Source organism: Allobaculum fili (assembly GCF_020969955.1).
GTDB classification, from domain to species: Bacteria; Bacillota_I; Bacilli_A; order Erysipelotrichales; family Erysipelotrichaceae; genus Allobaculum; species Allobaculum fili.
In genome coordinates, this window is record NZ_JAHDSX010000003.1 from 84,144 (window position 1) to 105,183 (window position 21,040).

The 21,040-nt window shown below is 49.9% G+C and carries 15 protein-coding genes and 1 tRNA gene; 3 read left to right on the forward strand and 13 right to left on the reverse strand.

The window, feature by feature from the left end:
• Nucleotides 1-91: 91 nt before the first annotated feature.
• The 3 genes from Afil_RS01610 to Afil_RS01620 form a co-directional block, all read right to left on the reverse strand.
• Complete coding sequence (locus Afil_RS01610) at nt 92-244, reverse strand: hypothetical protein (protein WP_230266783.1); 153 nt, start codon at nt 242-244, stop codon at nt 92-94.
• Nucleotides 241-2,232 (reverse strand): serine/threonine-protein kinase, encoded by a 1,992-nt coding sequence (locus tag Afil_RS01615; RefSeq protein WP_230266784.1) that lies wholly within the window; start codon nt 2,230-2,232, stop codon nt 241-243. The genes Afil_RS01610 and Afil_RS01615 overlap by 4 nt, the downstream gene beginning before the upstream one ends.
• 168 nt (nt 2,233-2,400) lie before the next feature.
• Nucleotides 2,401-4,443, reverse strand: coding sequence for a tetratricopeptide repeat protein (locus tag Afil_RS01620; protein ID WP_230266785.1), 2,043 nt, complete (start codon nt 4,441-4,443; stop codon nt 2,401-2,403).
• A gap of 698 nt (nt 4,444-5,141) precedes the next feature.
• On the opposite strand from Afil_RS01620, the gene Afil_RS01625 reads away from it, so the two are divergent.
• Entirely contained in the window at nt 5,142-5,879 is a 738-nt protein-coding gene (locus tag Afil_RS01625; RefSeq protein WP_230266786.1) for a type III secretion system chaperone family protein, read from the forward strand.
• 234 nt (nt 5,880-6,113) lie between these two features.
• Nucleotides 6,114-6,476, forward strand: a complete 363-nt coding sequence (locus Afil_RS01630; protein WP_230266787.1) for a helix-turn-helix domain-containing protein — start codon at nt 6,114-6,116, stop codon at nt 6,474-6,476.
• Between the two features lie 222 nt (nt 6,477-6,698).
• On the opposite strand, the gene Afil_RS01635 is transcribed toward Afil_RS01630, so the two are convergent.
• Nucleotides 6,699-7,448 (reverse strand): NAD-dependent protein deacylase, encoded by a 750-nt coding sequence (locus Afil_RS01635; protein ID WP_230266788.1) that lies wholly within the window; start codon nt 7,446-7,448, stop codon nt 6,699-6,701.
• 87 nt (nt 7,449-7,535) lie between these two features.
• Nucleotides 7,536-10,109, reverse strand: coding sequence for an ATP-dependent Clp protease ATP-binding subunit (locus tag Afil_RS01640; protein WP_230266789.1), 2,574 nt, complete (start codon nt 10,107-10,109; stop codon nt 7,536-7,538).
• Nucleotides 10,110-10,599: 490 nt separating this feature from the next.
• Here Afil_RS01640 and Afil_RS01645 point away from each other — a divergent pair, with 490 nt between their 5' ends.
• Nucleotides 10,600-11,748, forward strand: a complete 1,149-nt coding sequence (locus Afil_RS01645) for a leucine-rich repeat domain-containing protein (protein ID WP_230266790.1) — start codon at nt 10,600-10,602, stop codon at nt 11,746-11,748.
• A gap of 254 nt (nt 11,749-12,002) precedes the next feature.
• Here the strand turns inward: Afil_RS01645 and Afil_RS01650 are convergent, their stop codons facing one another.
• From Afil_RS01650 to Afil_RS01685, 8 genes are all read right to left on the reverse strand, one after another.
• A complete protein-coding gene (locus tag Afil_RS01650; protein ID WP_230266791.1) occupies nt 12,003-12,719 on the reverse strand; it encodes a beta/alpha barrel domain-containing protein in 717 nt (238 codons plus the stop codon).
• Complete coding sequence (gene nagA / locus Afil_RS01655; protein WP_230266792.1) at nt 12,719-13,855, reverse strand: N-acetylglucosamine-6-phosphate deacetylase; 1,137 nt, start codon at nt 13,853-13,855, stop codon at nt 12,719-12,721. The genes Afil_RS01650 and nagA overlap by 1 nt, the downstream gene beginning before the upstream one ends.
• Before the next feature lie 187 nt (nt 13,856-14,042).
• A complete protein-coding gene (locus Afil_RS01660; protein WP_230266793.1) occupies nt 14,043-14,984 on the reverse strand; it encodes a YitT family protein in 942 nt (313 codons plus the stop codon).
• Between the two features lie 254 nt (nt 14,985-15,238).
• Nucleotides 15,239-15,460, reverse strand: coding sequence for a hypothetical protein (locus Afil_RS01665; RefSeq protein ID WP_230266794.1), 222 nt, complete (start codon nt 15,458-15,460; stop codon nt 15,239-15,241).
• Between the two features lie 189 nt (nt 15,461-15,649).
• Nucleotides 15,650-17,113, reverse strand: coding sequence for a methyltransferase RsmF C-terminal domain-like protein (locus Afil_RS01670; RefSeq protein WP_230266795.1), 1,464 nt, complete (start codon nt 17,111-17,113; stop codon nt 15,650-15,652).
• 287 nt (nt 17,114-17,400) lie between these two features.
• Nucleotides 17,401-18,777: a M23 family metallopeptidase gene (locus Afil_RS01675; RefSeq protein ID WP_230266796.1), complete on the reverse strand. Its 1,377-nt coding sequence runs from the start codon at nt 18,775-18,777 to the stop codon at nt 17,401-17,403.
• Between the two features lie 482 nt (nt 18,778-19,259).
• A tRNA-Thr gene (locus Afil_RS01680) sits at nt 19,260-19,335 on the reverse strand.
• Between the two features lie 188 nt (nt 19,336-19,523).
• Nucleotides 19,524-20,696, reverse strand: coding sequence for a hypothetical protein (locus Afil_RS01685; protein ID WP_230266797.1), 1,173 nt, complete (start codon nt 20,694-20,696; stop codon nt 19,524-19,526).
• Between the last annotated feature and the right edge of the window lie 344 nt (nt 20,697-21,040).

Sequence of the window (21,040 nt, forward strand, 5' to 3'; positions counted from 1 at the left end):
ATCCGGCAAAACCGTCTTTATGGCCTGCCGAGCTTAGCGTTAAGCGCAGGTTCACCCTGAGACGGCTGGCGCATGAGGCTGGCGGAACTGGTCAGCTTTTCGCCCGGTATTCTTCGTGAATCGCCTGAAGAATCTGCTGTTCTTTTTTCTCTTTGACATTGTTCAGATAAATCAGAACGGCCAGACAGATCACAACGCCGACAATGGCAATTCCCAGGCAGATGATTCCGATGGTTTTGTTCATTCGAGCCATCCTCCGTTTTCTACTTCTTCATGCTGGGTTTCGAGCAGATCCATCTCGGTATCTCCAGTCGAGCTGTCGTACTGCGCGAAAGCCTGCTGATAATACTGATCAAAGGTGTGGAACTCCCGGGCCGTAACCGGCGCCGCCAGCTGTCGATCGAGTTCCAGGAACGCGCGGCGTTTCGCATTGTTGTAATGACCGGGCTGTACTTCTTCCATGCGGGCAATGTTTTTTTCCACTTCATCAAAGCGGCCGAGTTTCTGGTTTACTACGGCCAGATTGTTCAGATCCTGATACGAGGCATAGTTCTGATTCACAATTTCCTGAAGAAGATCCGCCTCCTTCTGGAGATACTTCTTGTCTGGCGAATTTGAAGCCAGGCGCGAATAGACGCGAATCAGCCGCTGACGCATTCTTAATCCATACGCCTCGGGCAGTTTTTCGATCGCTTCTTCTAAAAGGCCGGCTGCTTTTTCATACTCGCCGACTTCCATTTTCCAGTCCGGAAGGCGGCAGTAAATCTGATACTGCATAGCCGGATCGGCTGTCTCCATTTTCAGCGCTTCAAGCTGTTCGATCGCCTGCGCGGTATTGCCCATCGCATGCTGGATCTCGCTCTGGGCAAGGACCAGATCGCCAGACGTCAGTCCGCCAGCCTGTGCCTGTTCCAGAACGGTATTCGCCTGATCGAAGTTTCCAAGATACGCCAGCGTGATGGCGTAATCGCGCGCCAGTGCGGCGTCGTCTTCCTGTAATTCGTAGGCTGAAGCGTAATTTTGCGCAGCCGGTTCATACTCGCCAAGCGCAAACTGCGACTCAGCCAGGTTTTTCAGCGCCTGCGCGAGATAGTTCGAATTTTTGGTAATGTCATCCATCTGCAAAACGGTATCCGCCAGATACTGTTCATTTTCCGCATATTTTCCCTGCGCGATCAGCATGTCCGAGCGCAGCAGGTCCGCATAGCCTTTGGAGGAGCTGACTTCCTTGGCTTTCTGATACGTTTCCTGCGCCTGGGCATACTGTCCGTTTCGAATCTGTTCGGTCATGGCCGTCGTGAGATGGTCATACTGATCTTTTCCATCCTGCACGATCAGGTAGACCGAGAACGCGCCGAGCGCGATAAAGAACACCAGCCCGGCAGTACAGAGGGTTTTCAGCGTTTTGACGGTCTTTCGCCATTTGCGAATGCGGCTGCTGGATTCTTCCATCACCGACAGATCTTCCTTCATCTGCTCCGCGGATTCGTAGCGATCTTCCGGCTTTTGCGCGAGCGCCTTTTTCAGAATTTCCATAAACTCTTCTGAAGTTTTCGCGGCCAGCCCGTCCCATTGCGGATCTTCCGGGGTATAAATTTTTCCCATAGCCGCGTGATAGAGGGTGACTCCCAGCGAGTAAATGTCGCTGCGCGGGCTGAGCGCGCGAAAGCCGGGCATGGATCCGTGTGCCTGGAACTGTTCAAACACCCGTTTCTGTTCGGGAGAGCAGTAGTCTGGCGTTCCGCCGATGCCTTCCGCGCTGTTTCCTTCCATCGACGCGTTCAGATCAATAAGAACCGCGTCTCCATTTTTTCGAATCATGATGTTGGCCGGCTTTACGTCCAGATGAAGAATCGGCTTTTCCTGACGATGGAGTTCGCTTAAGGCAGAGGCAATATCCATCCCCATCTGCCGCAGCTGCAGCAGTCCAAAGTTTTCGCCGCTTTCCAGAATCTTTTCGAGCGAGCGCCCGTCAATAAATTCCATGACGGTGAAAAACTTCCCGTCGACTTCGAGGTAATCGTAGACGGCCGGCAAATACCGGCTTTTCAGTTTTTTCAGCAGGTTGGCTTCCATGCGGTTGGCTTCCTCATCGATCGAGGGGTTAAGAATCTGCTTTAAAACGACATACCGCCTCAGGTTGATCTGATAGGCCAGAATCACCAGGCCGCCTGTTCCGCTCCCGATTCTTCCTTTGATCTGATACATTTTCGAAAGTTCCGCTGATGTCATAGTCTTCCCTGCTTCCCTTTTTCTCTCTGTCTGCAAGGATAGACGCCTGCGCGCGTATGGTTTTGCCTGTTCGATTCCAATGGAAAGGAACGGGCTGCGTACACGCAGACTTCTGTCCTCGTTTTCTGCTTTAGCTTTTATTCCCTGCTTAAGCGTTTACTGGCCGGCTTAAGCTTTTTTCTTTTTCACACCGTCAGCAGCTTCCGCTGGAGCCTGTGAAGGCTCGTCTTCTTTTTTCTGGTCCTGCGATTTTTCTTCCTTTGCTTTCAGTTCTGCGCTGTCTTTTTCATCCGGAGTCTGCGTTTTTTCTTCCGCTTCTGAAATGGCATTAACCCCAGCGTTTTCATTCTGGTCAAAGCGAACCAGTTTCCATTTCCCGTTGATTTTTACCGGCGCAACGCTGCGAATCATCCAGCCGCCGTCTTCAAACTCTCCGGCGTATTCGACTTTCAGACTGCCGTCCAGCATTTCAAATCCTTTTTTGGAATACGTTCCGATTCCATGCAGACCGGGTCTGGAAACGTCCAGGATTCCCTCTTTGGATTTCTTTCCGTCTGCGGAAATGATCGTGAACGTCCGATCTGTGTTCAGCGCTAAGAAGGGGCCCAGAGCATAGTTTTCCGTATTCACTATGCTCATGGCGGGAACTTCGCGTTCGATCAGTGCAAAACAGGGAATCTGTTTTGCATCGTATGGACCGTAGGCTTTCCGGTTTACCGGATTGTAAATATAGTAGACATCCTCTTTCGCTTTGTCCTTTGCAGCGGGTGCCTTCTCATCGGAAGCGGCCTTTTTCTCGACGCGAACCAGAATCGGTGCGGCAGGCTGCTGGATGGCCGCTTTCTCATTTACAGTTTTTTCATTCGCAGAGGTTTCGCCGGACGCCTTTTTTGTATCGTCTGCTCCCGCATTCGGATCCGCTTTTCCATCCTGAGCGGCATCGGCAGCAGATGGATCGGAATCGGACGCGTCGTTGTTCTCCTTAGCAATCGGTGCTTCCTGGGAAGCAATTTTTTCCGAAGTGTTTCCGACTACGATAAGTTCGAGCTTTTCGTTGAGCGCGTAATGCGTCGTCTTTTCTGCAGCCGTTTTTTCATTCTTGTCGGCTGCAGCCGGCTTTTCTTCCTTCTTCGCGGAAGAGGGCTTTTCCTCTTTCTTGACGGGCACAGCTTTTGCTTCATGCAGATCTTTTGTAATTTCGTACTGTTTGCCCTGATCGTCCGCGCGCAGTGAAACAGACTGGATGCTTTCCGGAATTTTCGCCTGCGAATTTTTCAGCAGAATCTCGCAGCTGAGCTTTCGATCCGTACGGGTAACTTTTCCCTGCGGGGTCACAAAGCCGTAAACGCCGTCGGCGGCGATCAGCCAGCCCTGTTCGCCAATTTCAATCGGGGTAAAATCGAGCGGACCTAAATCCGCAACTTTCGTCCATCCCGGATCGGTTTTTCCGTCTTCTTCCGGTCTGGTTACATTGGCGAGCTGCGTATCAAACTCTTCCTGCTCACTGTCCGGCAGACTGGCATGCGCATCCGCAACGACCTGCTGGGCTTCAATCACATCTCCGCTTTCGATCAGGACCTGATAAAGAAGCAGGTAGGCGTCGGATCGGGCGGGATTGATTTCAATTGCGGAATTCAGAAGACGGACAGCGGTCGCCACATCCGCCTGTTCAAGGGAATCCATCGCCTCATTCATATGCTTGCTGTACTGAATCGTATCGGCAGCCGCATTCATGACTTCTTCGATCGGTACGGCCTGACCCGCTTCGGCCATCTCGTTCACGTTTTGGGTAAACGTATCGTTTTCCTGCTGATCCAGAACGGTCTGCGCTTCTTCTACGAGCCCGATGAGCTGTTCTTCGTCGCCCTGATTCGAATACAGAGAATAGAGCTGTTCGTACGTATCGGATCGTTTCGGATCAATTTTCTTGGCTTCCAGAAGCGCTTCTTCCGCTTTGTCGTAATCCTGAGTTTCCATATATTTTTCTGCAGCCGCAATCGCTGCTTCATAGGAGTTTCCAGAATTCATCGACCGGCCCATCCAGCTGCCAAGGCCTACCCCGGCAGCGACGACTGCAGCCGTGCATCCAATTAAGATTCCTTTTTTGGCGCCTTTGGAAAGGCCGCCTTTCTTTTCGGGAGCCGGTGCTCCGCAGTTCATGCAGAACTTCATGCCGTCTGGAATTTCTGCTTTGCATTTTGGACATTTCATATGGGTTCTTCCTGCCTTTTCTTCTCTTTTCACTACCGTAGAAACCGCCGTTTCCCGGTCTGCCTTCAAGCCTTGCGAAGGTTCGCCAGGAAATGCGTGCTTTATCTTTAACCGTTCTTTGTGCCGGTTGATTTGTTAGGACACTCCGAGCCTTTCCTCCGCTGTGATGTATAGGAAAGGCTCGAATTCGATCTAGATATAATCGTAATTAAAATTTACTGCCTTTCTTCGTTTCCCAAAAAGAAGGGGTGATTCTGTCGGCTTTCGAACTTGTTTTTGCCCAATCTGCGCAGTTTTTGTGTCGTAAGTTTTCCATTCTCTCGCATGCCCTGGATCATCCGCTCGCGTTCCGACCGTCCGATTGGCCGATCCGGGTGTAATTCTTTCTTCGGTTTCTCTGGCTCTCACAGCGCCGGCCTTTTTTCGGAACAGAATTTCCGGTTTGGTCCTGCAAAAAAGAGCGCCTTCCAAAAGCGCCCGGATCCTCTCCAAAGAAAGGGTTCGTCTTTGAAGATCTCTTCTGTTTGAGCTCAGAGCAGAATTTTTACCCCTCCAAAATTCAGTTTTCTCGTACTTCTATACTGAAAACCAGATACAGGTTCGGTTCCCCCGATCGCTTCTCTTTATCGCTGAGAAGCGAAGGAATCGAATTCGCGTTCCGTTCCTGGTTTCTCAGGGAAAAAAGGAGGAAATACATTATGCATTACGACTATGCAGAAGAAACCCATAAATGGGTTCTGGATGCGTTTGAAGAAATCGGCATCCACAAATTCGACGACACGAACGACGGCCTGATCCGCTTCTCCATGCTTGTGCCGAAGTCCAAATTCAGAGCCTACGATTTCGCGATCCGGCTGTGCGATCATACCCTCACCATGTACATGATCGCTCCCTTCCGCGGGGATGACAGCGATCGCAAAATGATGACGAAACTGGCTGTTCTTCAGACGAATGCCAACTACGGGCTGCGCAACGGAAACTTCGAAATGGATTTGCGCGATGGAGAAATCCGCTACAAAACGTACATCAACCTGGAAAACAGTACCGTAAATCCAGACGTGCTCGATGACGCGATCCACATGTCCATCGCCGCCTTCGACGTCTATGGAAAGGATATGGCGAAGATCGTCTATGGATTCGGTCAGGAATCCGAAGACGAAGAATTGGATGACGAAAAAGACGAAACGGAATCCGTTTCCGTCCACAGCGATTCCCCGATCCGCCGGCTGCGCGCGAAAATCATCGAGGCGCTCGAGATGCAGCCGACAGAAAACTTCTTTGAACATCTTTATCAGCTCTTTGGCGGCGAATCCCCCGAAGGGGAAACCGCGGACCCGGAAACCGTCATCGATCTGGTTGCGGAAACACTCGATCTGCCCCCTACAAAGATTCTGGAAACGATCATGGACACGCTTCGCGAGTTCAGCGGGGAGTAAGAGGCCGGATCGGCTGAACCCATCCGCAAACCAGACGGATCCAGAAGGTATTTTTCTCGTCTGAGGCTTTCTGATCTGGTGACGCTCAAATACCACAAAACCATGCAAGGTACAGCTCAAAAAGCTGTACCTTGTCTGTTTTCGGATGTCCTGTCCGTCTGGATCTGTCTTTTGAGGAAAGATTTACAGAATATCTTGCTTTTTACGCTATACTTAAAGCAAGGAATTATACATATGACAATTGGTGACCGTCTTAAATACATTCGAATTCAGCGCAAGAAAACTCTTGAAGAAGTCGCGGCAGCCGTCGGCGTCAACCCGACTTCCATTTCCAAATACGAGACCAACCGCATCAAGAACATCCCCCAGAAAAAGCTCGAAGAGCTTGCCCGCTATTTTGACGTCTCCATTTATTACATTCTGGGACTGACCGATCCGGGAGACGCTTCCCCTCTGATTCTTTCGATTGATGAACAGATGCTCGTTGAAGACTATCGAAAGCTTTCCCATGAGGATCAGGTCACCGTGCAGATTCTGGTCAAGCGGCTGCTTGAAGTGGCGTCCGATCCGAAGGATTATGTGCAGCTGACGCTGTGACCTTTTCCTGCCAGATCCTGTTCTTTATCCAAAACAGACAGAAGAATCCGGATCCATCTGGATCCATAATTTCTAGCTTCGCAAATTTATAGCTTTACGCTTCGCGAAAAAAGCCGCAGTCCGACACATCGATCGTGTGTCCAACTGCGGCTTTCGTGTTTATCAGAGATTCAACAGGAACGAAGAAACCGGGCTGGAAACGGTCTTCCTTCCAGTTCTGTCCTATTCTTCGGCTTTGAGTTCCTTTACGGCTTCGCCGAGAACTTTGCCGATGGAATCGTGAATGACCAGATCCGCCTGATTGTCATACGGGGTGCTGTCCCGGTTGATCAGAACAAGGTAGCGGCCGCGGAAATACTGCAGAAGTCCGGCTGCCGGGTAAACCTGAAGGCTGGTACCGCCAACGATCATGCAGTCAGCCTGAGCGATAGCCGAAACCGCCTGGTTCAGAACGCTGCCGTCCAGGGATTCTTCATACAGAACGACATCCGGTTTAATGATGGCGCCGTCTTTCGGATCTCTTGGAATGCCGTCCTGATCGCGGTTTTTCATCGTTTCTTCGAGCGTGAAAAACGTATGGTCTTTCGTACAGTAGTTGCGCAGAACGGATCCGTGCAGTTCCAGCACGTTGAGCGATCCGGCTTTCTGATGCAGACCGTCAATGTTCTGGGTAATTACGGCTTTCAGCTTGCCCATCTTTTCCAGATCCGCCAGCGCGTAATGCGCGGCGTTTGGAACGGCGTCGAGATAAATCATTTCATTGAAGTAGAAATTGAAAAATTCCTTGGGGTGACGGACAAAAAACGAATGGGAAAGCATCGTTTCCGCTGGATAGGGATACTTGTTTTCCTTTTTCTCTCCATAGAGACCCGTCGGAGAACGGAAATCTGGAATATTGCTTTCGGTCGAAACGCCGGCTCCGCCAAAAAAGACAATATTGCTGGAATCGCGAAGAATATCTGTAAGCGTCATATGGCTTTACTCCTTTATTTTCCTGCCTGGGCAGCCGTCAGGCTGAAAAAAGACCGGAAGAAAATCTCTCCCGGTCTGATTATAAATCTAGTCTTCTTTTTTAATGATGCCGACGGTGAATTTTCCGTCTTTGATATCTACATAGATATCGGCGTCGTTCATGATGCCTTCTTCAATCATCTTACGGGCGATGTCCGTTTCGAGATAACGCTGAATGTAACGCTTCATTGGACGAGCACCAAAGACAGGGTCTACGCCGTTTTCGGCGATCTTGTCGTAGGCTTTGTCGCTGACATGCAGGCGAATATTTTTTTCAGCCAGACGATGTTCGAGTTCGCCGACGAACTTGTGCGCGATCTTGATGAAGGCTTTGTCATCGAGTGCGTTGAAGACCACGATGTCATCAATACGGTTGATGAATTCTGGACGGAAGTGCTTCTTAACTTCTTCCATGTATTTCTCATGGAGAATTTCCGGTTCCTTGGCATACTCAAACGCATACTGAGCGCCGAGGTTGGACGTCAGAATGATAATCGTATTCTTGAAGTCGACGGTAACCCCCTTGGAGTCGGTGATACGGCCGTCATCGAGGATCTGCAGCAGAACGTTGAAGACATCCGGATGGGCTTTTTCTACCTCATCAAAGAGGACGATCGAGTACGGATTACGACGAACGGCTTCGGTCAGCTGACCGCCTTCTTCGTGTCCAACGTATCCAGGAGGCGCTCCGATCAGACGGCTCACAGCGTGTTTCTCCATATATTCCGACATGTCGATTCGTACGATATGACGTTCATCATCGAACAGCTGCTGTGCCAGCGTCTTGGCGACTTCGGTTTTACCTACGCCGGTAGGACCGAGGAACAGGAAGGAACCGATCGGCCGGTTTTCATCCTGAATCTGCGCTTTGGAACGAAGGATGGCATCGACAACCAGATTGATCGCATGATCCTGGCCGACAACGCGTTTTTCCATTTCGTTCTGGAGATTGAGCAGTTTCTTGCGTTCGCTCTCAACCAGACGGCTGACTTCTACGCCGGTCCAGCGGGAAATAATCTTGGCGATCATTTCTTCGTTGACGGTTTCCTGAATCAGAGCATCTTCACCGGCTTCTTCTCCCTGACGGGCAGCAATGCGGGCTTCGAGCTCAGGAATTGTTGCGTAGCGCAGTTTGGCTGCATCTTCGTAGCGGGCTTCGTTCTGGGCAGTTTCCAGATCGAGCTTGGCTTTTTCAAGGGCCTGCTTGTCTTCTTTTGCGAGTTCAATTTCACGCTTTTCGTCTTCCCACTTGGAGTAGAGTTCATCACGCTTGGATTGCAGACGGCCCATTTCTTCTTCAATTTCTTTACGGCGTTCCGCGGCTTTCTTATCGTCTTCATCCATCAGAGACGTTTTCTCAATCTGGAGAAGCATGATCTTACGCTGCAGTTCGTCGAGTTCCTGCGGCATGGATTCCATTTCGACTTTCAGCGTCGCACAGGCTTCGTCGACCAGGTCGATGGCTTTATCCGGCAGGAAACGGTCGGTAATGTAACGATCGGAAAGCGCGGCGGCAGCAACGAGCGAATCGTCGTTGATGTGTACGCCATGGTAGGATTCAAAACGGTCTTTCAAACCGCGCAGAATGGAAATGGTATCTTCTACGTTTGGTTCCTTGACCTGAACCTGCTGGAAACGGCGTTCGAGAGCCGCATCCTTTTCGATGTATTTGCGGTATTCGTTAAAGGTGGTGGCACCAATCATGTGCAGTTCGCCGCGTGCCAGCATTGGCTTGAGCAGGTTGGCTGCATCCATGGAACCTTCGGTCTTGCCGGCGCCGACCAGGTTATGAATTTCATCAATAAACAGAATGATCTGACCCTGAGACTGTTTGACTTCATCCAGAATGGCTTTCAGTCGTTCCTCAAATTCGCCGCGGTATTTCGCGCCGGCGATCAGAGATCCCATATCCAGTTCGATCAGTTTCTTGTCTTTCAGAGATTCTGGAACATCATCCTTGAAAATACGCCATGCGAGTCCTTCAACAACAGCCGTTTTACCAACGCCTGGTTCACCAATCAGAACCGGGTTGTTTTTGGTTTTACGTGAAAGGATCTGCATCATCCGGCGGATCTCATCATCACGTCCAATGATTGGATCAATTTTGCCTTCGCGTACTTCAGCGACCAGGTCGCGTCCATATTTTTTCAGGGCTTCAAGGTTTTCTTCAGAATTCGGGGTATCCATTTTACGTCCTCCGCGGCGTTCCAGTTCAGCCTGGTAGCACTGCTGCTCGGTCAGGTTGAAAATCTGAACCAGCTTGCGGGAGATATACGACTTGTTGAACATCAGAGCAATCCAGAGCGTAGCCGTACTGAGGTAGGTCTCTTCGTGTTCCGCTGCCCATTTGGACGCGGTCTCGATGGACTTCTGAACTTCATTGCTCAGGTTGATGTTCGCGGAGCTGGATTTAACGATATTCTTTTCTTCTTCACGGATTACGGAAAGAGCAGTCTGCGGATTCACATTCAGCCGATCAAACAGGCCTTTGAGAGTACCGTCTTTGAACATCGCCTCGAGAACATCAATCGTATCCACGCTGGCATGAGATTTTGCTTTCGCATCATTCATGGCTTCAACCAGGATCTTCTGAAGATTCTCGGACATCTTATCAAATTCCATACTTTCCCTCCTTGTCTATCTAACATCCTCATTATAGGCGCAGGACTTCATTCCCATTTCGAGGATGCCTAAAACATTTATCACTCCGCAATGCAGACCGCCTAAGCCCGTCCTGTACACTGAAACGCTTCCTCTAGCTCGTCAGTTTCAGCATTGTGTACAGGCCTGGCATCGTTTAAAAGCACATTGACCGTATTTCTATTCGGGCAAAGCCTCATAACCTCTTCTTTTTAAAGACTACAGTGATCTTAGCGAGTTCTGCTCGATCCGATGGAAGCCCATTCCCCCAGAAGTAATGCCTTCAAGCCCGGTTTCTTTTTTTTCTGGACGTATTTGGCTTAGATAAACCGCTGACCAGAATTCAATTTTAGTCCCGGCTGCGAATGTTTTCTTTTTGTTCAGACTGCGCTTTCCAGAGATGATCCTGCACGTCATTCGCTCTTCCATTAAAATTTAAATTCCATAATATTTCACAGTCTGGAGAATAGACATGCCCATTTCCGACAACAAAACAATCATTCGACTCGATTCCCAATTTTTCCCGGACGCTCAGTTTCGAAAAGCCGTCTGCAAGCAGTGCAAGCTGAAGGAAGGCGATGTTCTGAGTCTCGATATTCTTTCCCGGATCGAAAACCTCGACCTCTCCTCCCTTTTTATTGACAGTCTGGAAGGCATTGAACATTTCCGCTATCTCAAAAAGCTCGACGTCAGCCTCAATTTTTTGAAAGCGCTCGATATTTCCAGCCTCGTTTATCTGGAAAATCTCAACTGCGATGGCAATTACCTCACCGAGCTCACCCTCGGTTCACATGAACACCTGCGCAAGCTTTCCTGCCGGGAAAACCGGTTAACCTCTCTGAACTTAAGTGAAGTGCCGGCGCTCACGTCTTTATCGTGTCAGGAAAACCGCCTGCGCGGACTGGATCTGCGTGCCTGCCCCAACATTGAAAAAGTCCGCGTGTACGCCAATCCGCTGCGTCAGCTTTTCGTCGATGGATGCTCCCGTCTGCGCAAGCTCGACTGCCGCTGCGGCCGTCTGCAGTCTCTCGTATTCAAATCCAGCCCCGCATTAAAAGAACTCTTCTGCTCCGAAAACCTTCTGACGGAACTCGATGTAAAAAGCTGTCTGAATCTGCAGGTTCTCGACTGCTCCAGCAACCTTCTTTCTTCTCTGGATCCAGGCAACCTCGAAAACCTTACCGAATTCAACTGTTCCGATAATCAGCTCAAGGAGCTGACCGTTTACCCATGGCAGGATCTCATCGATTTTGACTGCTCGAACAACCAGCTTCATGAACTGGAAATTGTTACCTTTGAAGAACTCGAAAAAATCGACTGCTCCAGCAACGATCTCGAAAAGCTGACCGTAAACGACTGTCCCTGGCTCATGTACCTCAAATGCCAGCACAATCATCTGAAGACGCTGAACATTCTCGACTGCCCGGATCTCGCCCATCTCAACTGCTCCGATAACCAGATTACGCAGCTGAACATTAACGACTGCATTTCTCTGGTCAGTCTCAACGCCTCCAGAAACGACCTTAAGGAAATTGATCTGCGGGAGTGCGAACAGCTTTCCCACGTCAACGCCGATCATAACGTCCGCGTTTACGCGAAAGACATTCCGTTAAACAGCTGAAGATCGTTTCATTCTTTCCATAAATCTATAAATCCGCTGCGGGGATCATTTATTCGATGATCCCCGTTTTTCTCTGCTTCTGAAAAGGGCGGACTTTTTTCTTCTGCTCAGTTTTTCAACGATTTTGACGAAAGACGATAGACGAAAGACGATATAAGAAAAGCGAGGCAACTTACTTAGAAGATCCTCGCAGTTTTTTTATGAATTCTCGCTTTTTAGAGCGGGCTTCTATCTGGTTTTGCTTAATAATCGGATCAGCCGAGATTTTCCTCTTCGTCATCGCTGGATTGGTCATCATCCAGAACTTCCATGCGGGCATAGGTGACGATCCATTCATCTCTGGCTGCCACGGATTCGGACTTGGTCAGAGGCGAATACAGCATCTGATCGAAGACGCTTTTCGGAGCGCAGATATTCTGGGCGCCGGCCTGAATGGCCATATGGAACTGACTGGAATCGGAAACGACGACCAGAACGCGATCAGGATCATAGTCTTCGTTGGGCGAATAGGCACCAGCCGTATTGAGGACGTCTTCAACGAGGCCTTCAATTGGTGCAAAGCGGGAAATCTTTTCAAGATCCAGAATGGTCAGCCACGCCTGGTTATGCATGGAGGCCATCGCCTGTTCGAGGGTAAAGATTCGGCCGCAGGCTGTCGGAATATGAAGCGTATGCGCGGCTTTGAGGGTCATGTAGCCCTGGGAATCCGCAGTGACCACGGGAATCAGACGCGGTGAGAATGCCTGCAGGTGTCTTCCCTCTTCAAGAATGCTGCGGAAGCTGGGAGCGATTGAATAGAGCAGGATATTCTGGCTTTCGCTCATGACTTCAAGAAGCGAATTCAGCGTCTCCTTGACGTTTTTATTCGATCTTGAAAAATCCATGGGTTCGGTATAGACACCGCTCAGGGTAATCGCCTGATTGACTTCGAGAAATTCAGCGGGATCGATGGTCTGCAGGTAATACTTCACTAGAATGCCTTCTTTCCTTTGGTGTAGGTCATGACTACGTCGTAGTTCGGATCGAGAACGACGAGGTCAGCGTCCTTTCCGGCCTGGATGGAGCCTTTGCGATCGTTGACGCCAAGCAGAGTAGCCGGGTTGATCGTTACGGAGTTGATGGCGGAAAGCCATGGAACCCCGGCTTCTTCAAGAACTTTCAGACCTTTGTTTACGTTCAGTGTGGAACCGGCAAGTCCGCCTGTGGATGTCAGGTGAGCGGATCCGTCCGGCATCAGTTCGATTTCGTTTCCGCCAAAGAGAACCTTAGTTCCAGTCGGCAGAGATTTAACCATCAGGGAGTCAGTAACCATGATGGCGAAGTTTGGACCTTTGGCTTTGTAGAAGTCGAAGATCGCTTCTTTTGTGGAATGGTTTCCGTCACAGATCAGTTCGCCGTATACGTCACTGAAGCGGAACGCTGCACCGACCAGTCCTGGTTCTCTGTGATGGAATTTGGTCATGCCGTTGTAGACATGCGTCATGGACATCGCGCCGTTGGCTACGCCAAGCAGTGCCTGTTCATAGGTGGCTCCGGAGTGACCCTGGCTGACTACAATGCCGTGATCCACGCAGAAGTGAGTCAGTTCATAGTCGCAGTCATGTTCGGTGGCCATGGTGATCAGCTTGATCAGATGATCGGAAGCTTCGTAGTAGCGCTTGAACTGTTCTACGTCCGGTTTTACGCAGTATTGTTCCGGCTGAGCGCCCTTATACACCTGATCAAGGTACGGACCTTCGAAATGGATACCGAGAATTTCAGCGCCTTCGTAGCCTTCGCGTACGACTTTGGCGACGTTCTTAACCGCAGCCGTCAGAACTTCTTCAGACTGGGTGATGGTTGTCGGCAGGATGCCGGTAACGCCTTCGCGAACGATGTTCTTCATCCAGTTGCGCAGGCCTTCTTCCGTAGCGTCATTGGTGTCCCATCCATAGGCGCCATGGGTATGCTGATCGATGAAGCCAGGAACGATGCGCAGATCGCCATAGTCTTCGTCAACAGGCAGGGTTTCGTAAGGGAGAATCGCTTCAATCTTTTCGCCATTCGTCTTGATCTGGCATGGCATGAAAGTATCAACGACCCATACTCTACGGCTTTGAATAATCATAAAATGTTTCCTCCGTGATCCAGTTCTGCTGGATCCTTGTATGGGTCAAAAGGCAGTCGTCCGGCTGCCCTTTGACAATGATCACCATTTATTTTATCCAGTTTCTGCCCTTGTAAATGTTAATAATTACAAATTTGTCAAAAACGATAAACAAGCATTTGATTCGCTACAGCTTTCAAAAACAGGATTATTCCATTAACCGGCGTTCGTAATTTCCAAGGGCTGCCTTGGTCCGGTTGAGCAGAAGGAAAGCTTTCGGATCGTATTCCTGAATCAGCTTTTTCATGTAACGGACTTCGTAGCGGTTCATGACGCAGAGAAGAATTTCCTTGTCGTCGCCGGTATAGGCGCCGTTGCCTTTCCACCAGGTTACGCCGCGGTGGATTCGATCGAGAATAACGTGTTTCAGTTCGGGGTTCGAGGTAATGATCATAGCTGTCATCGAAATGTTCTGCAGGTGTACCTGGTCGCTGACAAAGTACATGATGACGATGAACAGCGTGGAATACAGAGCGTTTTCCAGACCGTAGATCGAAATGGCGAACAGTTCAACGAACGCGTTAACGATGTAGGAAATCTTGCCGACGGAGAATCCGGGTTTGGTTACCGAGAAATAGACGCCGAGAATATCCAGACCGCCTGCGCTGCCCGCAGACTGCAGGCAAAGACCGATGCCAAGACCGCCAAGGATCGCACCAAAGATAACGTTGGTGAGCGGATCCGCGAAGATCGGGGTTGTTGGAACGCTTAAGAAAGAAAGCAGAGTCGACTGAATCAGAATGGAAAGAATCGTTTTGAAAAGGAAGCTCTTGCTTAAGGCTTTCCAGGCCAGGATGAACAGCGGGATGTTCATCAGGGTGTTAAAAAGACCGGACAGCTTTACGGAACCGCAGATTATCTGCGAAGCGATCTGGGCGATACCGATCAGGCCGCCCGTATTGAATTTCCAGGGGGAAATAAAGACGTTGACGCCAATTGGAAAAAGAATGCTGCCGACGATCAGCAGAAAATACTGATACGCTTTGTGCTTTGTAAATATCTTTTTCTTTTTGGGTTCAAGATGTTTTGCATCTTTTGGCATAACAGGATCGGACTGCAGCGTGCCGTTTTGGTTGGGGGATGAATTCACGTTGGTATACCTCTGTTTCTTTTCTTATCGACAGAATTTTTCTTGTTTGTTACCAGACCAAGACCGTCTCCTGTCTCTGACGGTTTTTCGTTTCGATTTTTGGGGCGTTCTGGGAACCCATCGTCTGTGCATGGATGAAATCCTCAGAACTGCACAAAACCAAAACGAAGGCAGGAATCATAAATTCCTTGTTCAGTTAAGCAACTCATCTTATTTAATAAGTATTTAAATCTTAAGTCAGGGTTTTGGCTCTTTCAAACGGGCTGACCCTCTAACCGCGCCGCTCGTTTTCTGACCAAAAAGGCGATGTCTTTGGGGGAAAGGACTAGTCGTTCAAACATTGGACGCGTTTTCGTCCGTCTGTATTTTGCAATGGAAAAGCCTGTATTCTGACGTGCTTTTTGGAAGCGAACCAGCTCAGCTTCGGGTTTTTTTGTACTCTCCTCTTCCTTCGGTTTTTTGAGAAAGCCTTCCATATTCGAATGGCTTGCTCAGAAAAGAAGAAAAAGATCGTTCTGAATTTCCGCCTTCTGACGTCCGTTCACTCACTGCAACTGGAAAGCTTGCCGGAGGGGTTCGCCGGCTGTTCTGAATCTTTTCTGAGCAGTCTGTATGCGGTTTGTGACGCACCTCAAAACCGCCGGCTGTCCAGATTTTCTCGCGTTTTACGCCTTTGCTGGATCGTCTTCCGTTTTGCCGCCTTTTAAAATGGCGGAACCCGGCAGAAGCCGAAGGCCTTTGGGAAGCTTGTTGGTAATACGGCCGGCTGAGCTTTTTCCAAAGCCGTAAGGAATGCCCTGATAGCACAGCGCGCGAAAGCCGGCAGGCGCCTGAAGCGGAAGCTGCTGACCATGGTAATATGCATCCATTTCTTCGAGCAAGGTTTCCGTTTTCGTTTTCAGATGACGGGCGGCCGTTTCACTCAGATAAAAGGCGAAATCCGGTTCAAAGCGTTTGCGCAGCACGCTGCCGATTAAAACGCCCTGACGAATCACCTTTCCCTTTTTCAGATTCAGAAACGGATGATTCATCCCAAAGACCAGACTTTCGTCTTTTCGCTCGATCACGTGATAAAACGAATAGCCGCATACGCCGCGCTCATCGGCTTCTAGCTGTTCATCCAGAAAGGAAGCGGCTTCCTTAGGCAGCTTGTCTGCAGAGAGCCAGAGGCCCTTTGACCCTTTCCCCTTTTTTCGAGAGCTGCTGACTGGTTCAGCACTTTCTTCGGACTCGCCCGTTTTCATAAAGCGCGCCATAAAGTGGCCTTCCCCGCCATCCATGGGAAAGACGCGGCGAACCAGAGCGGCTTTCGAAGCATCCAGTCCATTTGTCGCAAAGCCTTCTCTTCCCCAGATCACATCGACCGGAAGAAGTTTTGCATCTTCAAACGTGGAAAGAAGCCAGGCGACATTCCCCTCGTTTTCCTCTGGCGCATACGTGCAGGTGGAATAGACGAGTTCGCCGCCAGGTTTAAGCGCCTTCCAGGCTTCTTTCAGGATGTCCTTCTGTCTGGCCGCGCAAAGCAGAACGTTTTCGATCGACCAGTCGTCGCGGGCGATTTCATGCTTTTTCATCATGCCCTCGCCCGAGCACGGCGCATCGACCAGAACTTTGTCAAACAGACCTTCCGTCTGCGAGCAGATCGACGGACTGTCCATATTGGTCACACAGACGTTTTCCGCGCCCATGCGTTCCAGATTGCCAGCCAGAATCTGCGCTCGTTTCGGATCGATCTCATTGGAAACGAGAAATCCGTTCCTGCCAAGTTTCTCCGCGATCTGCGTGCTCTTGCTTCCGGGCGCGGCGCACAAATCGAGAACGGTATCGTCCGGCTGCACATTCAAAATGGAAACGGCACCGGAAGCGGACGGTTCCTGCAGGTAAATCAGCCCCTGCAAGTGTTCCGGCGTTAGTCCCGCTTTCTGATGGATGTACCAGGTATGATCCGCAAACGGCGACACCTCCGAAAGAAACGGCAGATTTTTCCGGGTGATCTGTGGATCCTGCTTGGAGGAACTGATGCGAAGTCCCTGATAAAGCGGAGTCGAAAGACTGTTCTGGTAGGCATCAAATTCGTCACCCAGTAAAGTTCGCATTCGTTTTTCATATAAGGATTCAAGCTGTTCCATAGGACGATCTCTCCTTTCCTGAAGCAATTGGACAAAAATGCGTACGGCGTATAAACCGAATACGCGCTGTATTTGTCTTCAATCCTTGAACAAAGTGAAATAAATCTTCGAGTTTGTCAAATAATTGTGAATTTACTCGAAATATGCGCGCTGCTCTTCCTGTCCTCATTGTATCGAGCCCATAGCTTCGTTCATTTTAAATGACTTTTTATCTTTTAAACGACAAGAAAGGCCTTCGTTTTCAGATGGCCTCCGTGTTCAGATTTCTGACAGTCTATAGATTTCCTTTAGCGGGAAAAATACTGTTCCGGCCGGACGCGGCAGGCGTATCTGGAGCACGTCGCCGGTGCGTTCCAGCCGCAGCCAAACGCAAAATCCGCCGTAGAGGAAAAGTAAGACGCGACGTCTTCAAACGAGCTTTTGATTCGAAACAGCTCGATATGGGTATGCGGACCGGTGGAATTTCCCGTATTGCCCGATTTGGCCAGAAGGTCTCCCTGACGGACCTGCTGACCGGCACGAACGTAAAGGTTCGATGAGAGGTGGGCAAAGGTAATTCCAAAAAGACCGTCTTCGGTGATCCCGATCATACAGAGCGAATTCCCCGCTCCGGCTGGATAGCCTATCCAGTTTCCCAGATACCCGCCGCTGTCTCCCACAGGGGCATTGGCGTACACAATCACGCCGTCGGTCGGCGCATAAATTGGCGTATACATATTCAAAGCCAGATCCATGCCCAGATGCATCTGTCCAGAAGGATACGCCCAGGTCCCGGCAGAGATTACGCCTTTGGCAGGCATTTGAAGGCGAAGGCTGTCGCCATGGTCTTTGAGAAATTCATCTTCATAGTCGTAAGCCGGGCAGGCTCTGGAAAATCCGCCCTCCATATTTTTTTGACTCTGGGCAGACGCAGCAGACGGCTCCAGCACAGGCTGTGCTTTCTTATGGGGAACTGCCTCGTTTTCTCTGGCGAGCGGAACAGAAGAATTTGGAAGACTCCATCCAGCCATTCCTCCAGATCCGTCGATCGGAGTCTTTAGTCTGCTCGGATCAAAGTCGTCTTTGTATTGGCGGGGAGCTTTCTCTCGGCTTTCGGTCTGGTCTGTTTGAGATGATTCGGCTGCTGGATCCGGCAGCAAAGCGGAAGATGAAGAGGACTCGAGCTGCGGCTCGTTTAAATCGCCTGCATCGTTCCGTTCACCAGAAGATGCTTCTCGCTTCGTTATAGAGACCGAATTATTCGAAATGGAAACCTGTTCGTCTAAAACAGAAGGACGCGAAGCCGGAAGCTGAATCTGACTGCCTGCCGTATGAAGCAGAGCTTCCTCTATCGCTTCTTCATGATTTTCCGGCTGCGCAGGTGCGAGGCGTTCCTGTAAAGACTGAAACAGACGATCCAGCCTGCGCAGACGGATCGTCTGCTCACGCATTTCGTTCTGGATGTTTTCCAGACGGTTCTGTTCTTCCTGTCGGCGATTGAGCGCCTGTACTTTCTTTTCGATCCGTTTCAGCCCTTCCTCATTTCGCCGCAGTTTTTCAAAAAGGTCTTCACGCAAACCGCGCAAAAGACGCAGAACCAGCTGAGAAGGCAGATCGAAATCTTCGGAAGCGAGAGAATTCTCTGCTTCTGCATTTTTTGCGGGACCCTCCGATGGATTATTCAATGGGTCCTCATCCGGATTGCCTGCAGTTTCTAATTGTTCGGAGTTCAAGGCGAAGCTTTTTTCCAGAGAAGATCCTAGGGCGGAGCAGTTTTGATCTGTCGCAAGAGATTGAGCGGCTGTCAAAAACGGCCGGCTGACCGCTTCTTTTGGCAGCCATTCTCCGCACGGACCAAGGCTGATGGCCCCAGCCATCAGAAGGCAGATTTCTTTTTTCCGAAACGCCTGCAGAAAAATCGGTCCAGATACAGGAGCTGGGTTCCGGATTTTCTGTTTTGAAACCGTCTTGGAGCGTCTGGAAAGAAAATTGTTCAGGCTGGAGTTCCTGTATCTCTTATATCTCTTAAAAATGGATCGCTTTGGATGCGACTTATGGATTCGTGTTTTCATGCCCGGTTATACGAACCGCAAACCTGCACAAAATCATTTCCGACATAAAGAAAAGGCAGCTCTCCGCAATGGAAAGCTGCCTGATGGTTTCAAAGTGGTGCCGACGATAGGACTTGAACCTACGACCTACGCGTTACGAGTGCGTTGCACTACCAGCTGTGCTACGTCGGCGCCCTGCTATTGTAGCACAGGAATTTCAGAATCAAAACGAAAATTTCAATTCCTTCCTAAAGGAACGATCTGCTCGGGACTTCTGGAGGAGCCGGGCATCAAAAAAAAGAAGGATCTCTGCGGAAACCATCCGTTTTGATCCTTCGTATTCATTCATCTCTGTATTATCTTGTCTGTTCTGTCGGCTTCTACTGACCAAGCTGGCTTTGGAGGTCGGCGATCTGGGCATCGTACTGCTGAAGAATGTCATCGGTACTCAGACCTTCTTCGGCCAGAAACTGCGCGTAATTGTCCCGGTCTGTACGCAGGGAATCGAGCTGTGCCTGAAGGGCATCCGTATTGTCTGCGGGCTGTGCAGCTGGATCAGAAGGATTTTCGCTGATCGGCTGTCCCGATACGTAGTCGTTATACACCTGAGTAAACGTTTTGCCGGTGGTGACTTTCATGGCTTCATCGATTTTGTTGCGCGCATCTTCTTCGAGCGCGTTAAAGACGTCGATTTTATCCACAATGGTGGCGCGCGTTGCTTCGTCTGCCGCGTTAAAGCCCTGGGCGAACGAAAGCAGATCCGCAAATTCCGGATTATCCACGGAAAGTGTATTGTCCTTCATTTCCGCAAGCAGATCCGTAAAGGATTTGCCGGTGTGCTTTGGATTAAGGAAGTACTCATCGATTTCCGTTTTCTTGGCCGCCGGGAGCGAGTTGTAGTCGTTTTCGAGATTGACCAGATTTCGCTTCTGGGCATCCGACATCATCGAGAATTCATCCGCATAGTTCACAAGCCGCTTGTAGGCTGCGTCCTGATCGACGCTGGCTACATGGGCCGGATCATATACGGTGACTTTCCAGGCATAAGCGCCAAAGAGAACGCCAAGCACGATGACGGCGGCAAGGATGACCTTGAATTTGGTCGTCTTATAAAACGGAACGGCTGAGGCCGGCTTTTTCGCAGCGCCTTCCTCTTTCGTATCTTTCTTAACTTCATAGCGGCTCGGCTCCAGATCTTCCCCTTTCGAAGCCTGTGCCTTTCCTTTGGAATGGCGCTTTTTGTTTGGTCTGGAAGAGGGATGCGAGCGGGCAAACTGGTTTTCTTCTTCTTCGATACTGACCTGACCGCGTTCCTTGCGCAGCTGATCGAGCGCCGAAAGCATCGTTTCTTCCGCAACACGCCGCTGTTCTTCGGACATGGTTCCTTCGAGAGACGACGTCGTTACATCGCTGTCGTCTTCGGGAAAGAGAAGATATTCTACCTGCTTATCGAGCAGTTTCTGCGTATAATCATCAATTTCATTTTGATCCTTTGGAAAGGAAGAATCCGGATTTTCGGGAGTCTGGTTTTTATTCTGTTCTGAATCGGACATACCCATACACCTCCTGCGTTCTAACTGTAACACACAATACCGCCGGCTTCCCCCCCATCCTGCTGCACCAAAATACAAAGGCTGTCTTCCTTATCTTTTCAAAATACGAAAGGCCCTTTTGATTTACGGCCGTCTGGCAAGACGAAACTAAAGTTCGGGAAAGTCAGTTTTCTGGTAACAAAGAGCCTATATTTTACCAGCCCTTTTGGATCGTGCATGAAAAAAGTCCTGAATTCCTACATTTTCGAATCCGTTATCAAAGTCAACTTTTGTTCATTGTTTTATTCATTAAATCCATAAATTTCAGTCTTTTTCGGGCGATCCGCTCATCCGGATTTGACGGT

Bases quoted from the DNA above. Each gene is read 5' to 3' on its own strand.
- Afil_RS01610 (WP_230266783.1), bottom strand. From the start codon at position 244: ATGAACAAAACCATCGGAATCATCTGCCTGGGAATTGCCATTGTCGGC.
- Afil_RS01615 (WP_230266784.1), bottom strand. From the start codon at position 2,232: ATGACATCAGCGGAACTTTCGAAAATGTATCAGATCAAAGGAAGAATC.
- Afil_RS01620 (WP_230266785.1), bottom strand. From the start codon at position 4,443: ATGAAATGTCCAAAATGCAAAGCAGAAATTCCAGACGGCATGAAGTTC.
- Afil_RS01625 (WP_230266786.1), top strand. From the start codon at position 5,142: ATGCATTACGACTATGCAGAAGAAACCCATAAATGGGTTCTGGATGCG.
- Afil_RS01630 (WP_230266787.1), top strand. From the start codon at position 6,114: ATGACAATTGGTGACCGTCTTAAATACATTCGAATTCAGCGCAAGAAA.
- Afil_RS01635 (WP_230266788.1), bottom strand. From the start codon at position 7,448: ATGACGCTTACAGATATTCTTCGCGATTCCAGCAATATTGTCTTTTTT.
- Afil_RS01640 (WP_230266789.1), bottom strand. From the start codon at position 10,109: ATGGAATTTGATAAGATGTCCGAGAATCTTCAGAAGATCCTGGTTGAA.
- Afil_RS01645 (WP_230266790.1), top strand. From the start codon at position 10,600: ATGCCCATTTCCGACAACAAAACAATCATTCGACTCGATTCCCAATTT.
- nagA (WP_230266792.1), bottom strand. From the start codon at position 13,855: ATGATTATTCAAAGCCGTAGAGTATGGGTCGTTGATACTTTCATGCCA.
- Afil_RS01665 (WP_230266794.1), bottom strand. From the start codon at position 15,460: ATGGAAGGCTTTCTCAAAAAACCGAAGGAAGAGGAGAGTACAAAAAAA.
- Afil_RS01670 (WP_230266795.1), bottom strand. From the start codon at position 17,113: ATGGAACAGCTTGAATCCTTATATGAAAAACGAATGCGAACTTTACTG.
- Afil_RS01685 (WP_230266797.1), bottom strand. From the start codon at position 20,696: ATGTCCGATTCAGAACAGAATAAAAACCAGACTCCCGAAAATCCGGAT.